The organism is Stenotrophomonas sp. YJH_SMC_37 (assembly GCF_059370035.1).
In genome coordinates this window covers 55,363-70,524 of the sequence record NZ_JCAFTG010000009.1, presented here as the reverse complement: position 1 = coordinate 70,524, position 15,162 = coordinate 55,363, and the positions used below count along the sequence as shown (strand labels likewise).

The 15,162-nt window shown below is 68.0% G+C and carries 14 protein-coding genes and 1 other RNA gene; 9 read left to right on the top strand and 6 right to left on the bottom strand.

The features are described 5' to 3' along the window. Positions 1–63: 63 nt before the first annotated feature. The 4 genes from AC5P8J_RS13925 to AC5P8J_RS13910 form a co-directional block, all read right to left on the bottom strand. Positions 64–1,449 (bottom strand): FAD-binding oxidoreductase, encoded by a 1,386-nt coding sequence (locus AC5P8J_RS13925; protein ID WP_346469866.1) that lies wholly within the window; start codon positions 1,447–1,449, stop codon positions 64–66. Further along, entirely contained in the window at positions 1,446–2,063 is a 618-nt protein-coding gene (locus AC5P8J_RS13920) for a metal-dependent hydrolase (protein WP_495216874.1), read from the bottom strand. Before AC5P8J_RS13920 ends, AC5P8J_RS13925 begins: the two co-directional genes overlap by 4 nt. A gap of 109 nt (positions 2,064–2,172) precedes the next feature. Continuing rightward, positions 2,173–2,541 carry a YraN family protein gene (locus tag AC5P8J_RS13915; RefSeq protein ID WP_181453528.1) on the bottom strand — a complete coding sequence of 123 codons (369 nt, stop codon included), beginning with the start codon at positions 2,539–2,541 and terminating at the stop codon, positions 2,173–2,175. Then, positions 2,531–4,252 (bottom strand): penicillin-binding protein activator, encoded by a 1,722-nt coding sequence (locus AC5P8J_RS13910; protein WP_155028954.1) that lies wholly within the window; start codon positions 4,250–4,252, stop codon positions 2,531–2,533. The genes AC5P8J_RS13915 and AC5P8J_RS13910 overlap by 11 nt, the downstream gene beginning before the upstream one ends. A gap of 81 nt (positions 4,253–4,333) precedes the next feature. Between AC5P8J_RS13910 and rsmI the strand changes: the two genes are divergently transcribed. After that, positions 4,334–5,152 carry a 16S rRNA (cytidine(1402)-2'-O)-methyltransferase gene (rsmI, locus tag AC5P8J_RS13905; RefSeq protein WP_483017117.1) on the top strand — a complete coding sequence of 273 codons (819 nt, stop codon included), beginning with the start codon at positions 4,334–4,336 and terminating at the stop codon, positions 5,150–5,152. Positions 5,153–5,307: 155 nt separating this feature from the next. After that, positions 5,308–5,659, top strand: an RNA gene (rnpB, locus tag AC5P8J_RS13900) — RNase P RNA component class A. Positions 5,660–5,748: 89 nt separating this feature from the next. Here the strand turns inward: rnpB and AC5P8J_RS13895 are convergent. Together AC5P8J_RS13895 and AC5P8J_RS13890 are read right to left on the bottom strand one after the other, a co-directional pair. Next, positions 5,749–6,228: a DM13 domain-containing protein gene (locus tag AC5P8J_RS13895; protein ID WP_134731228.1), complete on the bottom strand. Its 480-nt coding sequence runs from the start codon at positions 6,226–6,228 to the stop codon at positions 5,749–5,751. A gap of 355 nt (positions 6,229–6,583) precedes the next feature. After that, a complete protein-coding gene (locus tag AC5P8J_RS13890; protein ID WP_111098018.1) occupies positions 6,584–7,336 on the bottom strand; it encodes an NRDE family protein in 753 nt (250 codons plus the stop codon). Positions 7,337–7,659: 323 nt separating this feature from the next. On the opposite strand from AC5P8J_RS13890, the gene mraZ reads away from it, so the two are divergent. Genes mraZ through mraY form a run of 7 tightly spaced genes read left to right on the top strand, consistent with a single transcriptional unit; the run spans position 7,660 to position 15,161 of the window. Further along, entirely contained in the window at positions 7,660–8,106 is a 447-nt protein-coding gene (gene mraZ, locus AC5P8J_RS13885; RefSeq protein WP_004143635.1) for a division/cell wall cluster transcriptional repressor MraZ, read from the top strand. A gap of 14 nt (positions 8,107–8,120) precedes the next feature. Then, on the top strand, positions 8,121–9,089 hold the full coding sequence (gene rsmH / locus AC5P8J_RS13880) for a 16S rRNA (cytosine(1402)-N(4))-methyltransferase RsmH (protein WP_012479154.1): 969 nt from the start codon (positions 8,121–8,123) through the stop codon (positions 9,087–9,089). After that, positions 9,086–9,349 carry a cell division protein FtsL gene (ftsL, locus tag AC5P8J_RS13875; RefSeq protein ID WP_005412242.1) on the top strand — a complete coding sequence of 88 codons (264 nt, stop codon included), beginning with the start codon at positions 9,086–9,088 and terminating at the stop codon, positions 9,347–9,349. The genes rsmH and ftsL overlap by 4 nt, the downstream gene beginning before the upstream one ends. Further along, positions 9,346–11,190, top strand: a complete 1,845-nt coding sequence (locus AC5P8J_RS13870; protein WP_111098017.1) for a peptidoglycan D,D-transpeptidase FtsI family protein — start codon at positions 9,346–9,348, stop codon at positions 11,188–11,190. Before ftsL ends, AC5P8J_RS13870 begins: the two co-directional genes overlap by 4 nt. Continuing rightward, positions 11,187–12,695, top strand: a complete 1,509-nt coding sequence (locus AC5P8J_RS13865) for a UDP-N-acetylmuramoyl-L-alanyl-D-glutamate--2,6-diaminopimelate ligase (RefSeq protein WP_021203427.1) — start codon at positions 11,187–11,189, stop codon at positions 12,693–12,695. The genes AC5P8J_RS13870 and AC5P8J_RS13865 overlap by 4 nt, the downstream gene beginning before the upstream one ends. Next, positions 12,692–14,086, top strand: coding sequence for a UDP-N-acetylmuramoyl-tripeptide--D-alanyl-D-alanine ligase (locus tag AC5P8J_RS13860; protein ID WP_134731232.1), 1,395 nt, complete (start codon positions 12,692–12,694; stop codon positions 14,084–14,086). The genes AC5P8J_RS13865 and AC5P8J_RS13860 overlap by 4 nt, the downstream gene beginning before the upstream one ends. Then, on the top strand, positions 14,076–15,161 hold the full coding sequence (gene mraY / locus AC5P8J_RS13855; protein WP_019661070.1) for a phospho-N-acetylmuramoyl-pentapeptide-transferase: 1,086 nt from the start codon (positions 14,076–14,078) through the stop codon (positions 15,159–15,161). The genes AC5P8J_RS13860 and mraY overlap by 11 nt, the downstream gene beginning before the upstream one ends. The last annotated feature ends 1 nt before the right edge of the window (position 15,162 follow it).

Here is a 15,162-nt window from a genome sequence, read left to right as displayed (position 1 = left end):
CGGGAAGTCCGCGCTGCGCGCGGTGAGCCGAGCATGGCTCGGCGCTACAGGAGTGCGCGCGGTCTACACCGGCGGCAGCACCTTGCCCGGGTTGAGAATCCCATCCGGGTCCAGCGCGGTCTTGATCGCGCGCATCGTCGCCAGCGTGGCCGGGCTGAATGCCTGCGCCATGAAATCGCGCTTGGCCAGGCCAATGCCGTGCTCGCCCGACAGCGTGCCGCCCAGTGCCAGGGTCAGCTCGAAGATCTTCGGCAGCGCGGCATGCGCGCGCGCGTTTTCGTCGGCATCCTCCGGATGGTAGAGGATGTTGACGTGCAGGTTGCCGTTGCCGGCATGGCCGAAGGTGACGATGGTGAGTCTGTAGTCACGCGCCAATGCCTGCACGCCAGCCACAAGCTCTGGAATGCGCGACACCGGCACCACCACGTCTTCATTGATCTTGCCCGGCGCGACGCTGCGCAGTGCCGGCGACAAGGCCTTGCGTGCGGCCCACAGCTGGTCGCGTGCGCGCCCTTCCATCGCCACGTCCAGTTCGATCATGCCGTCACCTTCAGCGGCGCTGGCCAGCGCCTGCAGCAGATAGGGCAGGGTGTCGTGGTCACCATCGGCTTCCACCAGCAGCATCGCGCCAGCGTCGGGTACTTCCGCACCGTTGAGACGTAGCAGCTCAAGGCTGCGGGCATCCATGAATTCCAGGCGCGTGGGTACCACCGGCTGCGACATCAGCCGTGATACGGCGGCCGCGGCCGCATCGGCATCGCGGTACAGCACACGCAGGCCGGCCTGGCTGACTGGCAGCGGGGTGAGCTTGAGGGTGGCTTCCACGATCAGTGCCAGCGTGCCTTCGCTGCCGACCAGCAGGTGGGTGAGGTCGTAGCCGGTGGAATCCTTGGTGTAGGCACCACCGCAGCGGATCACCTCACCGGTGCCGGTCACCGCCGCCAGGCCGAGTACGTTGTCGCGGCTGGTGCCGTACTTCACCGCGCGTGGGCCACCGGCGTTGCAGGCCAGGTTGCCGCCCACACTGCAGATCTCCGCGCTGGACGGGTCCGGCGCCCAGAACAGGCCATGCGGGGCCAGCGCCTGCTGCAGGGTTCCATTGAGCACGCCCGGCTGCACCACCGCGCAGCGATCACCGGCGAGGATCTCCACGATGCGGTCCATGCGGGTGAACGACAGCACGATGCTGCCCGGCAACGGCACGGCCGCGCCGGTGGTGCCGGTGCCCGCGCCGCGCGCGACCAGTGCCACGCCATGCGCACGGCAGGCACGCACCAGCGCCTGCACCTGTTCGATGCTGGCGGGCAGCGCGACGGCGGCAGGGCGCTGGTGGCGCCACGAGTTGTCCTGTGCGTTCGCCTCCAGCGCGTTGTCATCCATGCGCCAGCCATCGGCACCCAGCAGGGCGGACAGTTCGGCAACCAACGCGGCGGGCAGGACAGTACTCATGATGGATCTCGCGGGACAGCAGGGGCGGGTTGGATCAGTTTCCAGGCAACAACGGCGCCGGCCAGCGGCAGCCAGACCCAGCGCAGTTCAGAGAGCAGGGTGGCGATGCCGCGCGCGCTGAAGAACTGTGGCGCGAACGGTGACACGCGGATCGGTCGCCACGGTGCGAAGAAGCGTTGTTCGCTCCACGGCCAGGCGAGGGCAACGCCGAGGCCACCGGCGGTCATCGCATCCAGCAGTGGATGGCTGGCGGCGCAGACGAAGACGAATGCAGCGGCTTGTACGGTAGACGCCAACCTTGGTTGGCACAGAAACGCCGACCAAGGTCGGCGACTACCGGAGCTGTGCTGCGCCGACCATGGTCGGTCGCTACCAAAGAACGCCAACACCGCGGCCAATGCAGCCAGCACGCCGGCAAACAGCAGTGAATGACTGGCGCCACGATGGCCGAACGCATCGGCGTAGGGAATGTGCAGCGCGAAGGCCAGTACATCGGCATCGGGCAGCATGGCGGCCATCACGCCGGCCGCAAGCAGGCGCGGCGGGATGCGGCCACGATCAGCGGCGCACCACAGCGCCAACGGCACAGCGGCATGGGTGATGATCGAAGGCATCAGTCACGCACCGTGGTCGTGCCGGCCAGGCTGCGCGCTGGTAGGTGCCAACCTTGGTTGGACAGAAGCGCCGACCAAGGTCGGCCTCTGCCAGAGCGGACGGAAACCATCAGCAGTCATCCAGCCGGAACGCATCGCGCAGCCACTGCAACTGCGGCGGCTCGCCCGTAGCTTCCACCACATCAAAGCGGCAGGGCGCATCGGCCAGCGCGGGATGGTCCTGCAGGTACAACAACGCAGCATGCGCCAGGCGCCGACACTTGCGCACATCCACCGAGGCCGCGCCGCCACCGAAATCGGATCGCGCGCGATAGCGCACTTCCACGAACACCACGGTGCCGGCATCGTCCATCACCAGGTCCAGTTCACCGCCGCGATAACGCACGTTGCGCGCACGCGGCCGCAGTCCGGCCTGTTGCAGATGCTGCTCGGCGGCGGCTTCCACCGCCGAGCCACGTTGGCTGCGCTCAGCGACCACCGACGATCGGCATCGGCCGGCCGCCATTGAAGGTCGACCAGGCCGGCTGGCGCAGGATGTTGCCATTGCTGTCCAGGAACAGGGTGCCGGTGGCACCGTCCAGGCCGCCTTCGTTGGACAGCTTGTCCAGGTAGGCGGTGATCTTCCAGGCATCGGCGCCGAAGGCGAACAGGCGGCCGGCGGCACCGCGTGCGCTGGGCAGGGTGCTGGCGACCTGGCTGGCCGAGGGCAGGCCGGACACGCTGCGCACGTTCCAGGCTTCGTTCGGGTAGACGATGCCGTCCAGCGCCACGTCTTCTTCCACCTTGCCGCTGCCGACGGTCAGCTGCGAAGTGCCAACGCGGGTGGCGCCACCGGCACCGGCTAGCGCCAGCTGCGGCGCCAGCAGGCGGGCCTGCGGCGCGCGCACGGCGAGGAACACGGCATCGACCTGGCCGGCGTTGCGCACCTGCGCACCGACATCGCCAACCGCGTCGCTGACGCCGACGGTGGCCACCACCTGGCCACCGCGCTGGGCGAAGCGCTGGGCGAAGGCGGCGGCGGCACGGCGGCCGGTATCGTCGGCGCTGTTGATCACCAACGCCTTGCCGCGCTCGCGGCCGCGCAGATATTCGGCAGCGACGATGCCGTCGTCTTCCGGTGCCAGCGAGAAGCCGGCGCTGCCGGCCGGCGGCGCGTCCTTGCCACGGTTCAGGGCCAGCACCGGTACCTGCAGCTGCTGGCGGCCGTACACCGCGTCCACTTCGTCGCGGCCCAGCGGACCGACTACGAAGTCGGCACCGGAGGCGACGGCCTTGTCATAGGCGGCCAGGGCGCCGGCCGGGGTGCCGGCGGTGTCGAAGAAGTTGATGTCCGGGCGGCGGCGGCTTTCACCGTAGTAGGCGCTCAACAGGCCATCGCGCACCGGCTGTGCGGCAGTGGCCAGGCGGCCGCTGAGCGGCAGCAGCACGGCAAGCTTGGCCGGCGGGCGGTAACCGTCGCTCATCGCCGGCGGGCGCTTGCTGGTGTCGAACTGGGCGGCGCCATCGCGGTCGAACGGGCGCGGCAGCGGCAGGCCGCGCGCGATCAGTGCGCGGCCGGCGAAGTTGTACAGCGGGTCGTTGGCCGGCAGGGCAGCGGCACGGCTGCGCAGGGTGGCATCGTCAAGCGTACCGAGCAGACCGGCGATGGCGGCCTGGTTCTCGCTGCGCGCGCTGCCGGTCAGGCTGGCGTGGGCGCGGGCGCGCTCGGTGGCGGCACCGAAGGCATCGCCGGTGCCCTGCAGCGCGTTGGCGCGGGCTACGTGCCAGCGCGTGCGCAGCGCGGGGAAGACGTTGTCGCCCTGTTCCTTCAGCAGGGCCAGGGCCTGCGCCGGCTGCTTGTCGGCCAGTGCCAGCTCGGCGCCGGTCAGCTGGTAGCGCTGCAGGCTGGCGCCGGACAGCTGGCGGGCGGTGAGCTGGCCAAGCAGGCTGCGCGCGCGGGCACTGTCGCCGGCCAGGTGCCAGGCCCAGGCGGCATCGGCCAGGGCATTGCTGCGGGCGCCACCTTTCAGGGTTGCGGCCAGCGCTTCCAGCTGCAGGGCGGCGTCGCGCGGTTTGCCTTGTTCGATCAGCGCCAGCGCCTGGCTCTGGGCCGGCGATTCGGGCGCGCTGGTCAGGCTGGTGGTGGCACAGCCGGCCAGCAGCATCAGCGACAACGACAGGGCGGAGATCCGTGCGGCGGGCTTGTTCATGATCGGGTCCATGCGATGAGGGCAGCGGCCTTGGCCGGGTACACGCTACGATTCTACCCTTGCCCCGTGAGTACCGCTGAAATGAGTGTGCCAACCCTGTACGTCGTCGCCACCCCGATCGGCAACCTGGCCGATCTGAGCCCGCGCGCGCAGGAGGTGCTGCGTTCGGTGGCGGCCATCTGTGCCGAAGACACCCGCCGCAGCGGCCAGCTGCTGTCCCATTTCGGCATCCAGCAACCGTTGGTGGCCCTGCACGAACACAATGAAGAGGCCCTGGCGCAGCGCCTGGTTTCGCGATTGCAGGCCGGCGAGTCGCTGGCGCTGGTCAGCGATGCCGGTACCCCGCTGGTCAGTGACCCCGGTTTCCGCCTGGTGCGTGCCGCGCGCGCGGCGGGTATCAAGGTCAGCCCGGTGCCCGGTGCCTGCGCCGCCATCGCCGCGCTGAGCGTGGCCGGCCTGCCCAGCGACCGTTTCAGCTTCGAGGGTTTCCTGCCGGCCAAGGCCAGCGGCCGCCGCGACCGCCTGCAGGCGCTGGCCGGCGAAGTGCGCACGATGGTGTTCTACGAATCCTCGCACCGTATCGCCGAGTCGCTGGCCGACATGGCGGCGATCTTCGGCGGCGTGCGCCCGGCGGTGCTGGCCCGCGAGCTGACCAAGCTGTTCGAGACCGTGCTCGACGGTGACCTGGCCGGCCTGTTGGCGAAGGTGGAAGCTGACGAGAACCAGCGCAAGGGCGAGTTCGTGGTGATGGTGCAGGGCGCCGGCGACGATGAGGAAGCGCAGCTGGCGCATGGCCGCCGCGTCTACGCCAAGCTGAGCGAGCATCTGCCGCCGTCGACCGCCGCGAAGCTGGCCGCGGAACTGACCGGTGCGCCGCGCAAGGCGTTGTACGGCAGTTGATGGATCGTGCGGACCAAGGTCCGCACCCACCAGAGCGGAATCCGCACCCACCAGGGCAGCGGCATCGGTAGATCCACGCCACGCGTGGATGGATGAACCGGACGCCGCGATCGGCACGGCAGGAAAGGCGTGCGTACGCTAGAATGCGCGCTGGCGGAGTCGGCCAGACAGTCGCGTCATCCCTTCGGGGGTGCCGAGGAAAGTCCGGGCTCCATAGGGCAAGGTGCCAGGTAACGCCTGGGCGGCGCAAGCCGACGGAAAGTGCAACAGAAAGATACCGCCTACGTCTTCTTCGGAAGGCCGGTAAGGGTGAAATGGTGCGGTAAGAGCGCACCGCGAGTCTGGCAACAGACCGGCACGGCAAACCCCACCTGGAGCAAGACCAAATAGGGATCCTTTGGCGCGGCCCGCGTTGGATCCGGGTAGGTTGCTTGAGCGTTGCGGTGACGTAACGCCTAGAGGAATGACTGTCCACGACAGAACCCGGCTTATCGGCCGGCTCCGCCTCTTTCTTACGGTAGGCCGAGCATGGCTCGGCTCTACAGTAGAGCCGAGCCATGCTCGGCTGCTCTTCGCCCAGATGCTTGGGATGTTGTTCAACCCGGCGTGCGGTACTGCCCGGCGGAAATGAACTGCTCGAACCGTTCGCACCACACCACTACGGTGGTGTAATCGTCCACGTTGACGCTTTCAGGCACGTCCACCAGGAAACGGTTGAAGGTCTTCACCTCGCCGATGCGCTGGGCCTGCGCCTTGACCTTCAGGAAGTCGGCCTTGTTGTCGACGAAGTCGCGGACCAGGTACACCTTGTAGTCAGGGCCCGGGCCCATCTTGCCGTCAAAAGCGACCTGACCCGAGCTGACGCTGATCTTGCCTTCCGCCCAATGCACTGCATCGCTGCCCTTGAGGTCTCGGCGAAACGTGGTGCGGTAGGGGGCCTCATCCATGGCGGCCTGCACCTGCGCGACTGGTGGATCATCGGGGGCGATCAGGATCGGCAGGAAGTAGACGCCCAGGCCGAAGCCCAGGCCGAGGGCGAGCAGGTGGGTGGCGAGCAGGATGAGGATGCGGCGCATGGGGCCTCCTTGGGGTTGCGGTCGATCGCGCGGCGGGGTGCCGGGCGCGACCACCCTGGGAGGTCAGGGCCGACATTTATAGACACAGTGCCGAATGCGAAAAGGGCACAGTGGGCGGGCTGCGATACCGGGCCCCTGTGGCACGGGCGGATCGCGGTCGCGGCTGGAAGCTGAATGACGTTTCAGGCCCGCTGCGATGACGGCTGCCGTCGCGTGGATCGCGACAGCGCGCTGTGGGTAGTGCCGGCCGCTGGCCGGCAGCTTCATGGCGAATCCGAGCATCCAAAGGTTGCCGGCCAGCGGCCGGCACTACCCCGCTGGCAAGAGAATCCGCCCAGTGGCCGGGACGGCCGGGTCAGAAAATGACGTGGCTTTGTCCGCTCGGTGCACCCTGCGGGCCGAAACGGCGTTCGTGGATCTCGCCGTGGCCGTCGGCGTCGATCAGCAGCACCGTGCTGGCGCGGGTGCCATAGTCGTCGCCGCGGATGAAGGCCGGGCTCAGCCAGCGCTCGCGTTCCAGCCCGATGCCGGTGTCGGGCAGGTCGCTGTCGGCGGGGCGATGTTCGTCCGCCAGGGCGGCCCAGAGCGGGGTCAGGTCCTCATCGCCGGCCTCGAACCAGGCTTCAAGCGCAGCCATCAGCCGCCGGGTCTTCGGCCAGGGCGCGTCCAGCGCGCCGTTGGACATGCCATGCACGCCCGGGCCCAGGCGCTGGCGCTCGGCGGGGTGGTTGCCCAGGTACTCCAGGCTGTCGCCATCGGCCAGCAACAGGTTGAAGGGCGCATACGCGCCCGCCACGGTCGCCAGCCGGTCGATATGCACGGCGGCCGGGTCGCGGCCGCGCAGGAAGTCGGCCACCAGCGCACCCCGTGAAGGACCGGTCTGTGCGGCCAGCGGGTCGCGGACATTGGTGACCACAGCCATGCGTCCACCCGCACCGACGCCGGCCCAGCCGCCGCCGGAGCGCAGGTCGCGCCCCCCGATGACGGAGGTCTCATCTTGCCAGGGGGCCAGCGCCGCTGTCGGGCGGGCGTGGAACTCATCACGGTTGCCGGTCATCACCAGCCGCCAGCGCGGGTGGTGCATCCAGCCAAGAGCGAGCAGGCACATGGCCTCATTGTGCACGGTTTGCGCAGTCTGGCGCCGCTTCCTGCCCGTCCCGGATGAATGCGCGAGCGATGTTTCACGCTCTGTCCACACCCCTGAACTTCCGTTCAATCTCAAAAATTGAGACGGATCAGCAACTTGTGGATAAGCCTTGAACAATTCTCTAAAGGTTGTTGCAAGCCATTGATGCGGCTGGCGATTTCCCCGCTGAAAAGTTGTTGACAACCCTTCGGCCGCTGCTAAGGTGGGCATCAGAGGGAAATCCGGGTGTTTTGTGGGTTTTCGTGGTTCAATGTTTCACCGGGCGAAGGATAGGTGCACGCGTCGTGTTCCAGGGCGAGACGGCCATCACAGTTGACGATAAAGGGCGCATGGCGGTTCCCACCGCTTACCGCGACCTCGTCGCGCGCGCCAGCAACAACCGTCTCGTGCTGACCTACAACCCGTTCGAAGCCGGCTGCCTGTGGCTGTATGCAGAGTCGGAATGGGAGCGGGTCCGCGACGACGTCATGTCCAAGCCCAACACCCAGCGCGTCGTGCGCCTGTTGCAGCAGAAGCTGGTCGGCTCGGCCGCCCATCTGGAACTGGACGGCAACGGTCGCATCAGCATCCCCGCCAGCCACCGCGGTGCGGTGGGCATTGAAAAGAAGGCGGTATTGCTCGGTATGGGCGACAAGTTCGAATTGTGGAGCGAGCAGGCGCATCGGGCCCTGATCCAGCAGACGTTGTCTGACGAGGATCTGGGTGATGGGTTGCTCGACCTGAAGTTGTGAGCCGGGGTGCCCGGATGCGCCCAGAAGCGCAGACCGGTCACCTTCCGGTGTCGCAGTCGCCGGCGGTGCACCTGCCGGTCCTGTACACCCAGGTCCTTGAAGGCCTGAGGGTGATCGAAAACGGACGTTATCTGGATGGCACGTTCGGTCGTGGCGGTCATGCACGTGGCGTGCTCACCCAGCTCGGTCCCGAGGGGCGCCTGCTGGTCATGGACAAGGATCCGGAAGCCATCGCCGTTGCCGAGCGCGATTTCGCGCCGGACCCGCGCGTGTCCATCTTCCGTGGCAGCTTCGCCCAGCTGCTGCAGTGGGATGCGACGGCCGAAGGCCTGGACGGCGTGCTGTTCGACCTCGGCGTGTCGTCGCCGCAGCTGGACGTGGCCGAACGTGGCTTCAGCTTCGGCAAGGACGGCCCGCTGGACATGCGCATGGATCCGGACAGTGGTGAAAGCGCCGCGCAGTGGATCAACCGCGTGGAAGAGCGCGAGATCGCCGATGTGCTGTGGACCTACGGCGAAGAGCGCCAGAGCCGCCGCATCGCCCGTGCCATCGTGGCCCGCCGTGAGAAGCAGCCCTTCTCCCGCACCGCCGAACTGGCCGAGCTGATCGCCTCGGTGATGCCGCGTGGAAAAGACAAGATCCACCCGGCCACGCGCAGCTTCCAGGCCATCCGCATCCACATCAACCGCGAGCTGGCCGATCTGGAGGCCGGGTTGGATGCCGCCGTCGAACGGCTCAAGCCCGGTGGCCGCCTGGCAGTGATCAGCTTCCATTCGCTGGAAGACCGCATCGTCAAGCAGTACATGAACCGCCTGGCCAAGGCGCCGCCGGCCAACCGCCGCCTGCCCGAGGCGGTCGCGTTCGTGCCGACGCTGGACCTGATCGGCGGTGCCATCAAGGCCACCGACGAAGAGCTGGCCGCCAACCCGCGTGCCCGCAGCGCCGTGCTGCGCGTGGCGCAGAAGCGGGAGGCCGACGCATGAGCCGGTTGCTGCTGATCATCCTGCTGGCTTCCACCGTGGCCTCGGCGATCGGCGTCGTGTTCGTGCGTCATCGTCACCGGCAGACGTTCATCGAACTGTCGCGCGCCGAGCGCAAGCGCGATGACATCAACCTGGAGTTCGGTCGCCTGCAGCTGGAACAGGCCACCCTGGCCGAAGCCAACCGTGTCGATCGCATCGCCCGCGAGAAGCTCGGCATGAAGTTCCCCGAGGCCGCCGACATCGTGGTGGTGCGGCCATGAGCAAGACCGGCCGCAACCGCCCGCGCAACGCCTTCAACCTGCGCCAGCGCCTGCGCTGGGTCGCGCTGGCGCTCGGCCTGTGCTCGGTGTCGCTGGTCGGTCGTGCCGCCTACGTGCAGATCATCAACAGCGACTTCTACCAGCGCCAGGGCGAGGCCCGTTACCTGCGCGAGCTGCCGATCAAGACCTCGCGCGGCATGATCACCGACCGCAACGGCGAGCCGCTGGCGGTGTCCACCCCGGTCGCCTCGATCTGGGTCAATCCGCAGGACCTGCTGCGTTCGCCCGAGCGCATTCCGGAGCTGGCCCAGGCGGTCGGCATGTCTGTGGATGAGCTGAGCAGCCGCCTGTCGCAGAAGTCGGACAAGGAATTCATGTACCTGCGTCGCCGGATCAATCCGGACGAGGCAGAAAAGGTGGTCGCGCTGAAGATTCCGGGCGTGGCCGCGCAGCGCGAGTTCCGCCGCTTCTACCCGCAGGGTGAGGCGATGGCGCACGTGCTGGGCTTCACCAACATCGACGACCGCGGCCAGGAAGGCCTGGAGTTGGCGTTCGACGAATGGCTGCGCGGCAAGCCCGGTGCCAAGCGGGTGATCCGCAACCGCAAGGGCGAGACCGTCGAAAGCGATCTGCTGCGCGCCGCCGAACCGGGCAAGGACCTGACGCTCAGCATCGACCGCCGCATCCAGTACCTGGCGTTCAAGGAACTGCGCAACGCGCTGGTGGCCAACAAAGCGGCCGGCGGTTCGATGGTGATCATGGACGTGAACACCGGCGAGATCCTGGCCATGGTCAACCTGCCCACCTACAACCCGAATTCGCTGACCGGCGCGCTGCCCGATGCGCGCCGCAACCGTGCGGTGACCGACCTGGTCGAGCCGGGTTCGACGATGAAGCCGTTGACGATTGCCACGGCGCTGCAGGCTGGTGCGGTGACCAAGGACACCATCATCGATACCAACCCGGGTTACATGCAGGTGGCCCGCTTCACCATCCGCGACGTGCCGCGCAACAACGGCGTGCTGAACGTGACCGGCGTGATCACCCGCAGTTCCAACATCGGCGCGGCCAAGGTCGCGGCAAAGATGCCGGACCAGGTGTTCTATGACGGCGTGCGCCGTTTCGGCTACGGCTCGGTGCCGCACAGCGGGTTCCCGGGTGAATCCGGTGGCGTGGTGCGGCGCCCGGCCAACTGGGACGGTGCCACCAAGACCACCATGTCCTACGGCTACGGCCTGAACGTGACACCGCTGCAGATCGCCACCGCCTACTCGGCGCTGGCCAATGGCGGCAAGTTGATCGCGCCGACCTTCGTCAAGGGCCAGCGCAACGAAGCGCATCAGATCATCGACGAGAGCGTCGCCAGGCAGGTGGTGGCGATGATGGAAACGGTGGTCACCCAGGGCGGCGCCAAGCAGGCAGCGGTGCTGGGTTACCGCGTAGCCGGCAAGACCGGTACCGCGCGCAAGACCGGCCCGGGTGGTTACGAGCGTGGCCATTACAACGCGCTGTTTGCCGGTGTGGTGCCGGCCACCAACCCGCGCTTCGCCACCGTCATCGTCATCAACGATCCGCAGGCCGGCAAGTTCTACGGCGGCCTGGTGTCGGCGCCGGTCTATCACAACGTGATGGAAGGCACACTGCGCCTGATGGACGTGCCGCTGGATGACCTGCAGTCGTGGCTGGCCGCACAGCAGTCCGGCAAGGTCGGCCACTCGGCCTCGATCCTGCCCGCGCCGCCGGCCGAGACCGCGCTGCCGGTGGATGCCGCCGCTGAATTCGATGCTGCGCTGCCGAGCGCGCACGCCCAGACGCCCCCCGTTACGGGAGGCACGCAATGAGTCCTTCGATGTTGCTTTCGCAGTTGCTTCCGGACGTGGCCCTGGCGGGCCATGATCCCGTTCTGACCGGGCTGGCGCTGGACAGCCGCGCCGTGCGTCCCGGCAATGCCTTCGTCGCCATCGCCGGTTTCGGCGCGCATGGCCTGAACTTTGTCGAGCAGGCCCGCGCGGCCGGTGCCAGCGCCATCCTGTTCGAGCCCCCGGCACCGGCCGAACTGCCGGCGCCAGCCGATGCGATCGCCGTGCCGGGCCTGCGCGCACGCATGGGTGCGATGGCCGACCAGTTCCATGGCGCGCCGTCGCGGGCGATGGCGATGGTGGGCGTGACCGGCACCAACGGCAAGACTTCCACCGTGCAGCTGCTGGCCCAGGCCTGGCACCTGCTCGGAACGCCCAGTGGCAGTATCGGCACGTTGGGCGCCGGACTTTATGGTGCGGTCGAGCCGACCGGTTTCACCACGCCGCTGGTGCTGCAGATGCATGCGCTGCTGGCACAGCTGCGCGACGCCGGTGCGCGCGCGGTGGCGATGGAGGTCAGCTCGCACGCACTGGACCAGGGCCGCGTCGATGCCGTGCACTACGACGTGGCGGTGTTCACCAACCTCACCCGCGATCACCTGGATTACCACGGCGACATGGCCAGCTACGGCGCGGCCAAGGCGCGGCTGTTCCATCGCCCGGGCCTGAAGGCAGCGGTGATCAATCTGGACGACGCCTTCGGTCGCCAGCTGTTCGCCGTCCTGCCGGTGGGCGTGCAGCCGATCGGCCTGAGTTCGCGTGGTGCCAGCGATGCCAGCGTGCGCGCCGAAGCGTTGCAGCTGGATGGTCGTGGCATTGCGTTTGAACTGGTCATCGACGGCCAGCGCGCGGCCGTGCATTCGCCGCTGCTGGGCCGCTTCAATGTGGACAACCTGCTGGCGGTGGCCGGTACCCTGCATGCGCAGGGCCAGCCGCTGCCGCGCATCGCCGAGGTGCTGTCGGCGCTGCAGCCGATCCGCGGCCGCATGAACCGCCTCGGCGGCGAGAATGGCCTGCCGACCGTGGTGGTCGACTATGCACATACCCCGGACGCGCTGGAACAAGCGCTGGGCAGCCTGCATGGTCACCTGCAGGGTACGCTGTTCTGCGTGTTCGGCTGCGGCGGCGAGCGTGACACCGGCAAGCGTCCGCAGATGGCCGCGATCGCCGAGCGCCTGGCCAACCAGGTCATCGTCACCGACGACAACCCGCGTGGCGAAGACGGTGACGTGATCGTCGCCGACATCCTGGCCGGCTTCCAGAATGCCGATGCCGTGACCGTGCAGCGCAGTCGCGCGCGTGCGATCGGCCTGGCGGTGAAGCGTGCCGGTGCCGGCGACATCATCCTGATTGCTGGCAAGGGCCACGAGCCGTACCAGGAAGTGAACGGTGTGCGCCATGACTTCGACGACACCGAGGTGGCTGCCGCTGCACTGGCGGCCAAGGCCGGTGTACTAGAGGCGCAGGCCGGGGAGGGTGCCGCGTGAAGCGCACTCTGCTTTCGCTGATCGCCCACTGGGCCGGCGGTGAGATCCACGGCGACGACGTGGCCATCGACGCGGTCAGCAATGACACCCGCAGCCTCGGTCCGGGCAGCCTGTATGTGGCGCTGCGCGGCGAGCGCTTCGACGGCCATGACTTTGCCGCCGACGCACAGGTGCGCGGTGCCAGCGCGCTGCTGGTCGAGCGCCTGCTGCCGGTCGAGCTGCCGCAGGTGCTGGTGGCCGACAGCGAGCTTGCACTGGCGAAGATCGCCACCGGCATGCAGCGTGACCGGGACACCGAGGTGTTCGCGATCACCGGCAGCAACGGCAAGACCAGCGTGAAGAGCCTGCTGCTGTCGATCCTTCAGCAGGTGGCCCAGCACGCCCACAAGGTGGTCTACGCCAACCCGGGCAACCGCAACAACGAGATCGGCCTGCCGCTGGCGGTGATCGATGCGCCGGAAGATGCCGACTACGCCGTCTACGAGATGGGCGCCGGCAAGCCGGGTGATATCGCCTACCTGACCGAAATCGCCCGCCCGCGCTATGCCCTGGTCAACAACATCGCCCCGGCACACCTGGAACGCATGGGCAGCCTGCTTGGCGTGGCGGTGACCAAGGGCGCAATCTATGCCGCACTGCCGGCCGATGGCGTGGCGGTGATCAACGCCGACGATGCCTACGGCCGCTGGTTCGAACAGCATTTCGTCGGTACCCCGGCACGCTGCCGCGTGCTGCGCTACGGCCTGGAACATACTGCTGATGTGACCGCGCGCGACATCCGCGCAGGTGCGCAGGGCAGCCAGTTCACCCTGGTCTCCCCGGCCGGCGAGGCTCGCGTGGTGCTCGGCCTGCCGGGTCGCCACAACGTCAGCAATGCGCTGGCTGCCGCCAGCCTGGCGCTGTCCGCCGGTGTCGATCTGTCGCTGATCGCGGCTGGCCTGGCCGAGGCGCAGCCGGTACCGGGCCGCCAGATTGCCCATCTGCTGCGCAATGGCGCGGTGCTGGTGGACGACAGCTACAACGCCAATCCCGGTTCGCTGGCCGCGGCCATCGACGCCCTGGCCGCCGCGCCGGAAGAGGGCTGGCTGGTGCTGGGCGACATGCGTGAGCTGGGTCCGGACGCCGGAGCGCTGCACGCGCAGGCCGGGCTCCGCGCGCGGTCGGCCGGCCTCAAGCGCCTGTATGCGCTGGGCCCGCTCAGCGCCGCTGCCGCTACCGCTTTCGGCGAAGGCGGCCGTCATTTCGCCACCCATGACGCGCTGTCGAAGGCGCTGAAGGACGAGCTGCACGCCGGCGTGCGCTGCCTGGTCAAGGGTTCCCGTGGCAGCGCCATGGACACGATTGTCAAAGCGCTGCTGGCGCAAGGAGAGGAATCCCCGCATGTTGTATGAACTGGCTCGATGGTTGCAGCAGTTGGAGAGCCTGTTCGGGCTGTTCAACTACCAGACGTTCCGCGCCATCCTTGCCGCGCTGACGGCCCTGTTCCTGTCGCTGTGGCTCGGCCCGGCGATGATCCGCAAGCTTGCCCAGTTCAAGGGCGGCCAGCCGATCCGCAAGGACGGTCCGCAGACCCATTTCTCCAAGGCCGGTACGCCGACCATGGGTGGCTCGCTGATCCTGCTGACCGTCACCCTGTCGGTGCTGATGTGGGCCGACCTGCGCAACCGCTACGTGTGGCTGGTGCTGGCAGTGATGCTGTGCTTCGGTGCCATCGGCTGGTATGACGACTGGATCAAGATCGTCCGCCGCGACCCGAACGGGCTGAAGTCGCGCTGGAAGTACCTGCTGCAGTCGATCTTCGGCCTGGCCGCCGGCCTGTTCCTGTTCCATACAGCCGACGTGCCGGCAGCGCTGACCTTCTACATCCCGATGTTCAAGTCGGTGGCGCTGCCGCTGGCCGGCATCGGCTTCGTGGCCATCGCCTACTTCTGGATCGTCGGCTTCTCCAATGCGGTGAACCTGACCGACGGCCTGGATGGGCTGGCGATCATGCCGACCGTGCTGGTGGCCTGCGCGCTGGGCGTGTTCGCCTACGCCTCGGGCAACGTAGTGTTCGCCAACTACCTGCAGATCCCGCAGATCCCGGGGGCCGGCGAACTGGTCATCATCTGCGCGGCCATCGCCGGCGCGGGCCTGGGCTTCCTGTGGTTCAACACCTATCCGGCCATGGTGTTCATGGGCGACATCGGCGCGCTGGCGCTGGGCGCGGTGCTGGGCACCATCGCGGTGATCACCCGCCAGGAGCTGGTGCTGGTGATCATGGGCGGCGTGTTCGTCATCGAGACGCTGTCGGTGATGATCCAGGTGGCCTCGTTCAAGCTGACCGGCAAGCGCGTGTTCCGCATGGCGCCGATCCACCACCATTTCGAACTGAAGGGCTGGCCGGAGCCGCGCGTGATCGTGCGCTTCTGGATCATCTCCGTCGTGCTCGTGCTGATCGGCCTGGCCACGTTGAAGGTGCGCTGAG

Excerpts from the sequence above, each read along its gene's own strand:
- AC5P8J_RS13870 (WP_111098017.1), top strand. The coding sequence starts at position 9,346 with ATGAGCAAGACCGGCCGCAACCGCCCGCGCAACGCCTTCAACCTGCGC.
- rsmI (WP_483017117.1), top strand. The coding sequence starts at position 4,334 with ATGAGTGTGCCAACCCTGTACGTCGTCGCCACCCCGATCGGCAACCTG.
- AC5P8J_RS13895 (WP_134731228.1), bottom strand. The coding sequence starts at position 6,228 with ATGCGCCGCATCCTCATCCTGCTCGCCACCCACCTGCTCGCCCTCGGC.
- ftsL (WP_005412242.1), top strand. The coding sequence starts at position 9,086 with ATGAGCCGGTTGCTGCTGATCATCCTGCTGGCTTCCACCGTGGCCTCG.
- AC5P8J_RS13865 (WP_021203427.1), top strand. The coding sequence starts at position 11,187 with ATGAGTCCTTCGATGTTGCTTTCGCAGTTGCTTCCGGACGTGGCCCTG.
- AC5P8J_RS13910 (WP_155028954.1), bottom strand. The coding sequence starts at position 4,252 with ATGAACAAGCCCGCCGCACGGATCTCCGCCCTGTCGTTGTCGCTGATG.
- AC5P8J_RS13890 (WP_111098018.1), bottom strand. The coding sequence starts at position 7,336 with ATGTGCCTGCTCGCTCTTGGCTGGATGCACCACCCGCGCTGGCGGCTG.
- rsmH (WP_012479154.1), top strand. The coding sequence starts at position 8,121 with ATGCGCCCAGAAGCGCAGACCGGTCACCTTCCGGTGTCGCAGTCGCCG.
- AC5P8J_RS13920 (WP_495216874.1), bottom strand. The coding sequence starts at position 2,063 with ATGCCTTCGATCATCACCCATGCCGCTGTGCCGTTGGCGCTGTGGTGC.
- mraY (WP_019661070.1), top strand. The coding sequence starts at position 14,076 with ATGTTGTATGAACTGGCTCGATGGTTGCAGCAGTTGGAGAGCCTGTTC.
- AC5P8J_RS13925 (WP_346469866.1), bottom strand. The coding sequence starts at position 1,449 with ATGAGTACTGTCCTGCCCGCCGCGTTGGTTGCCGAACTGTCCGCCCTG.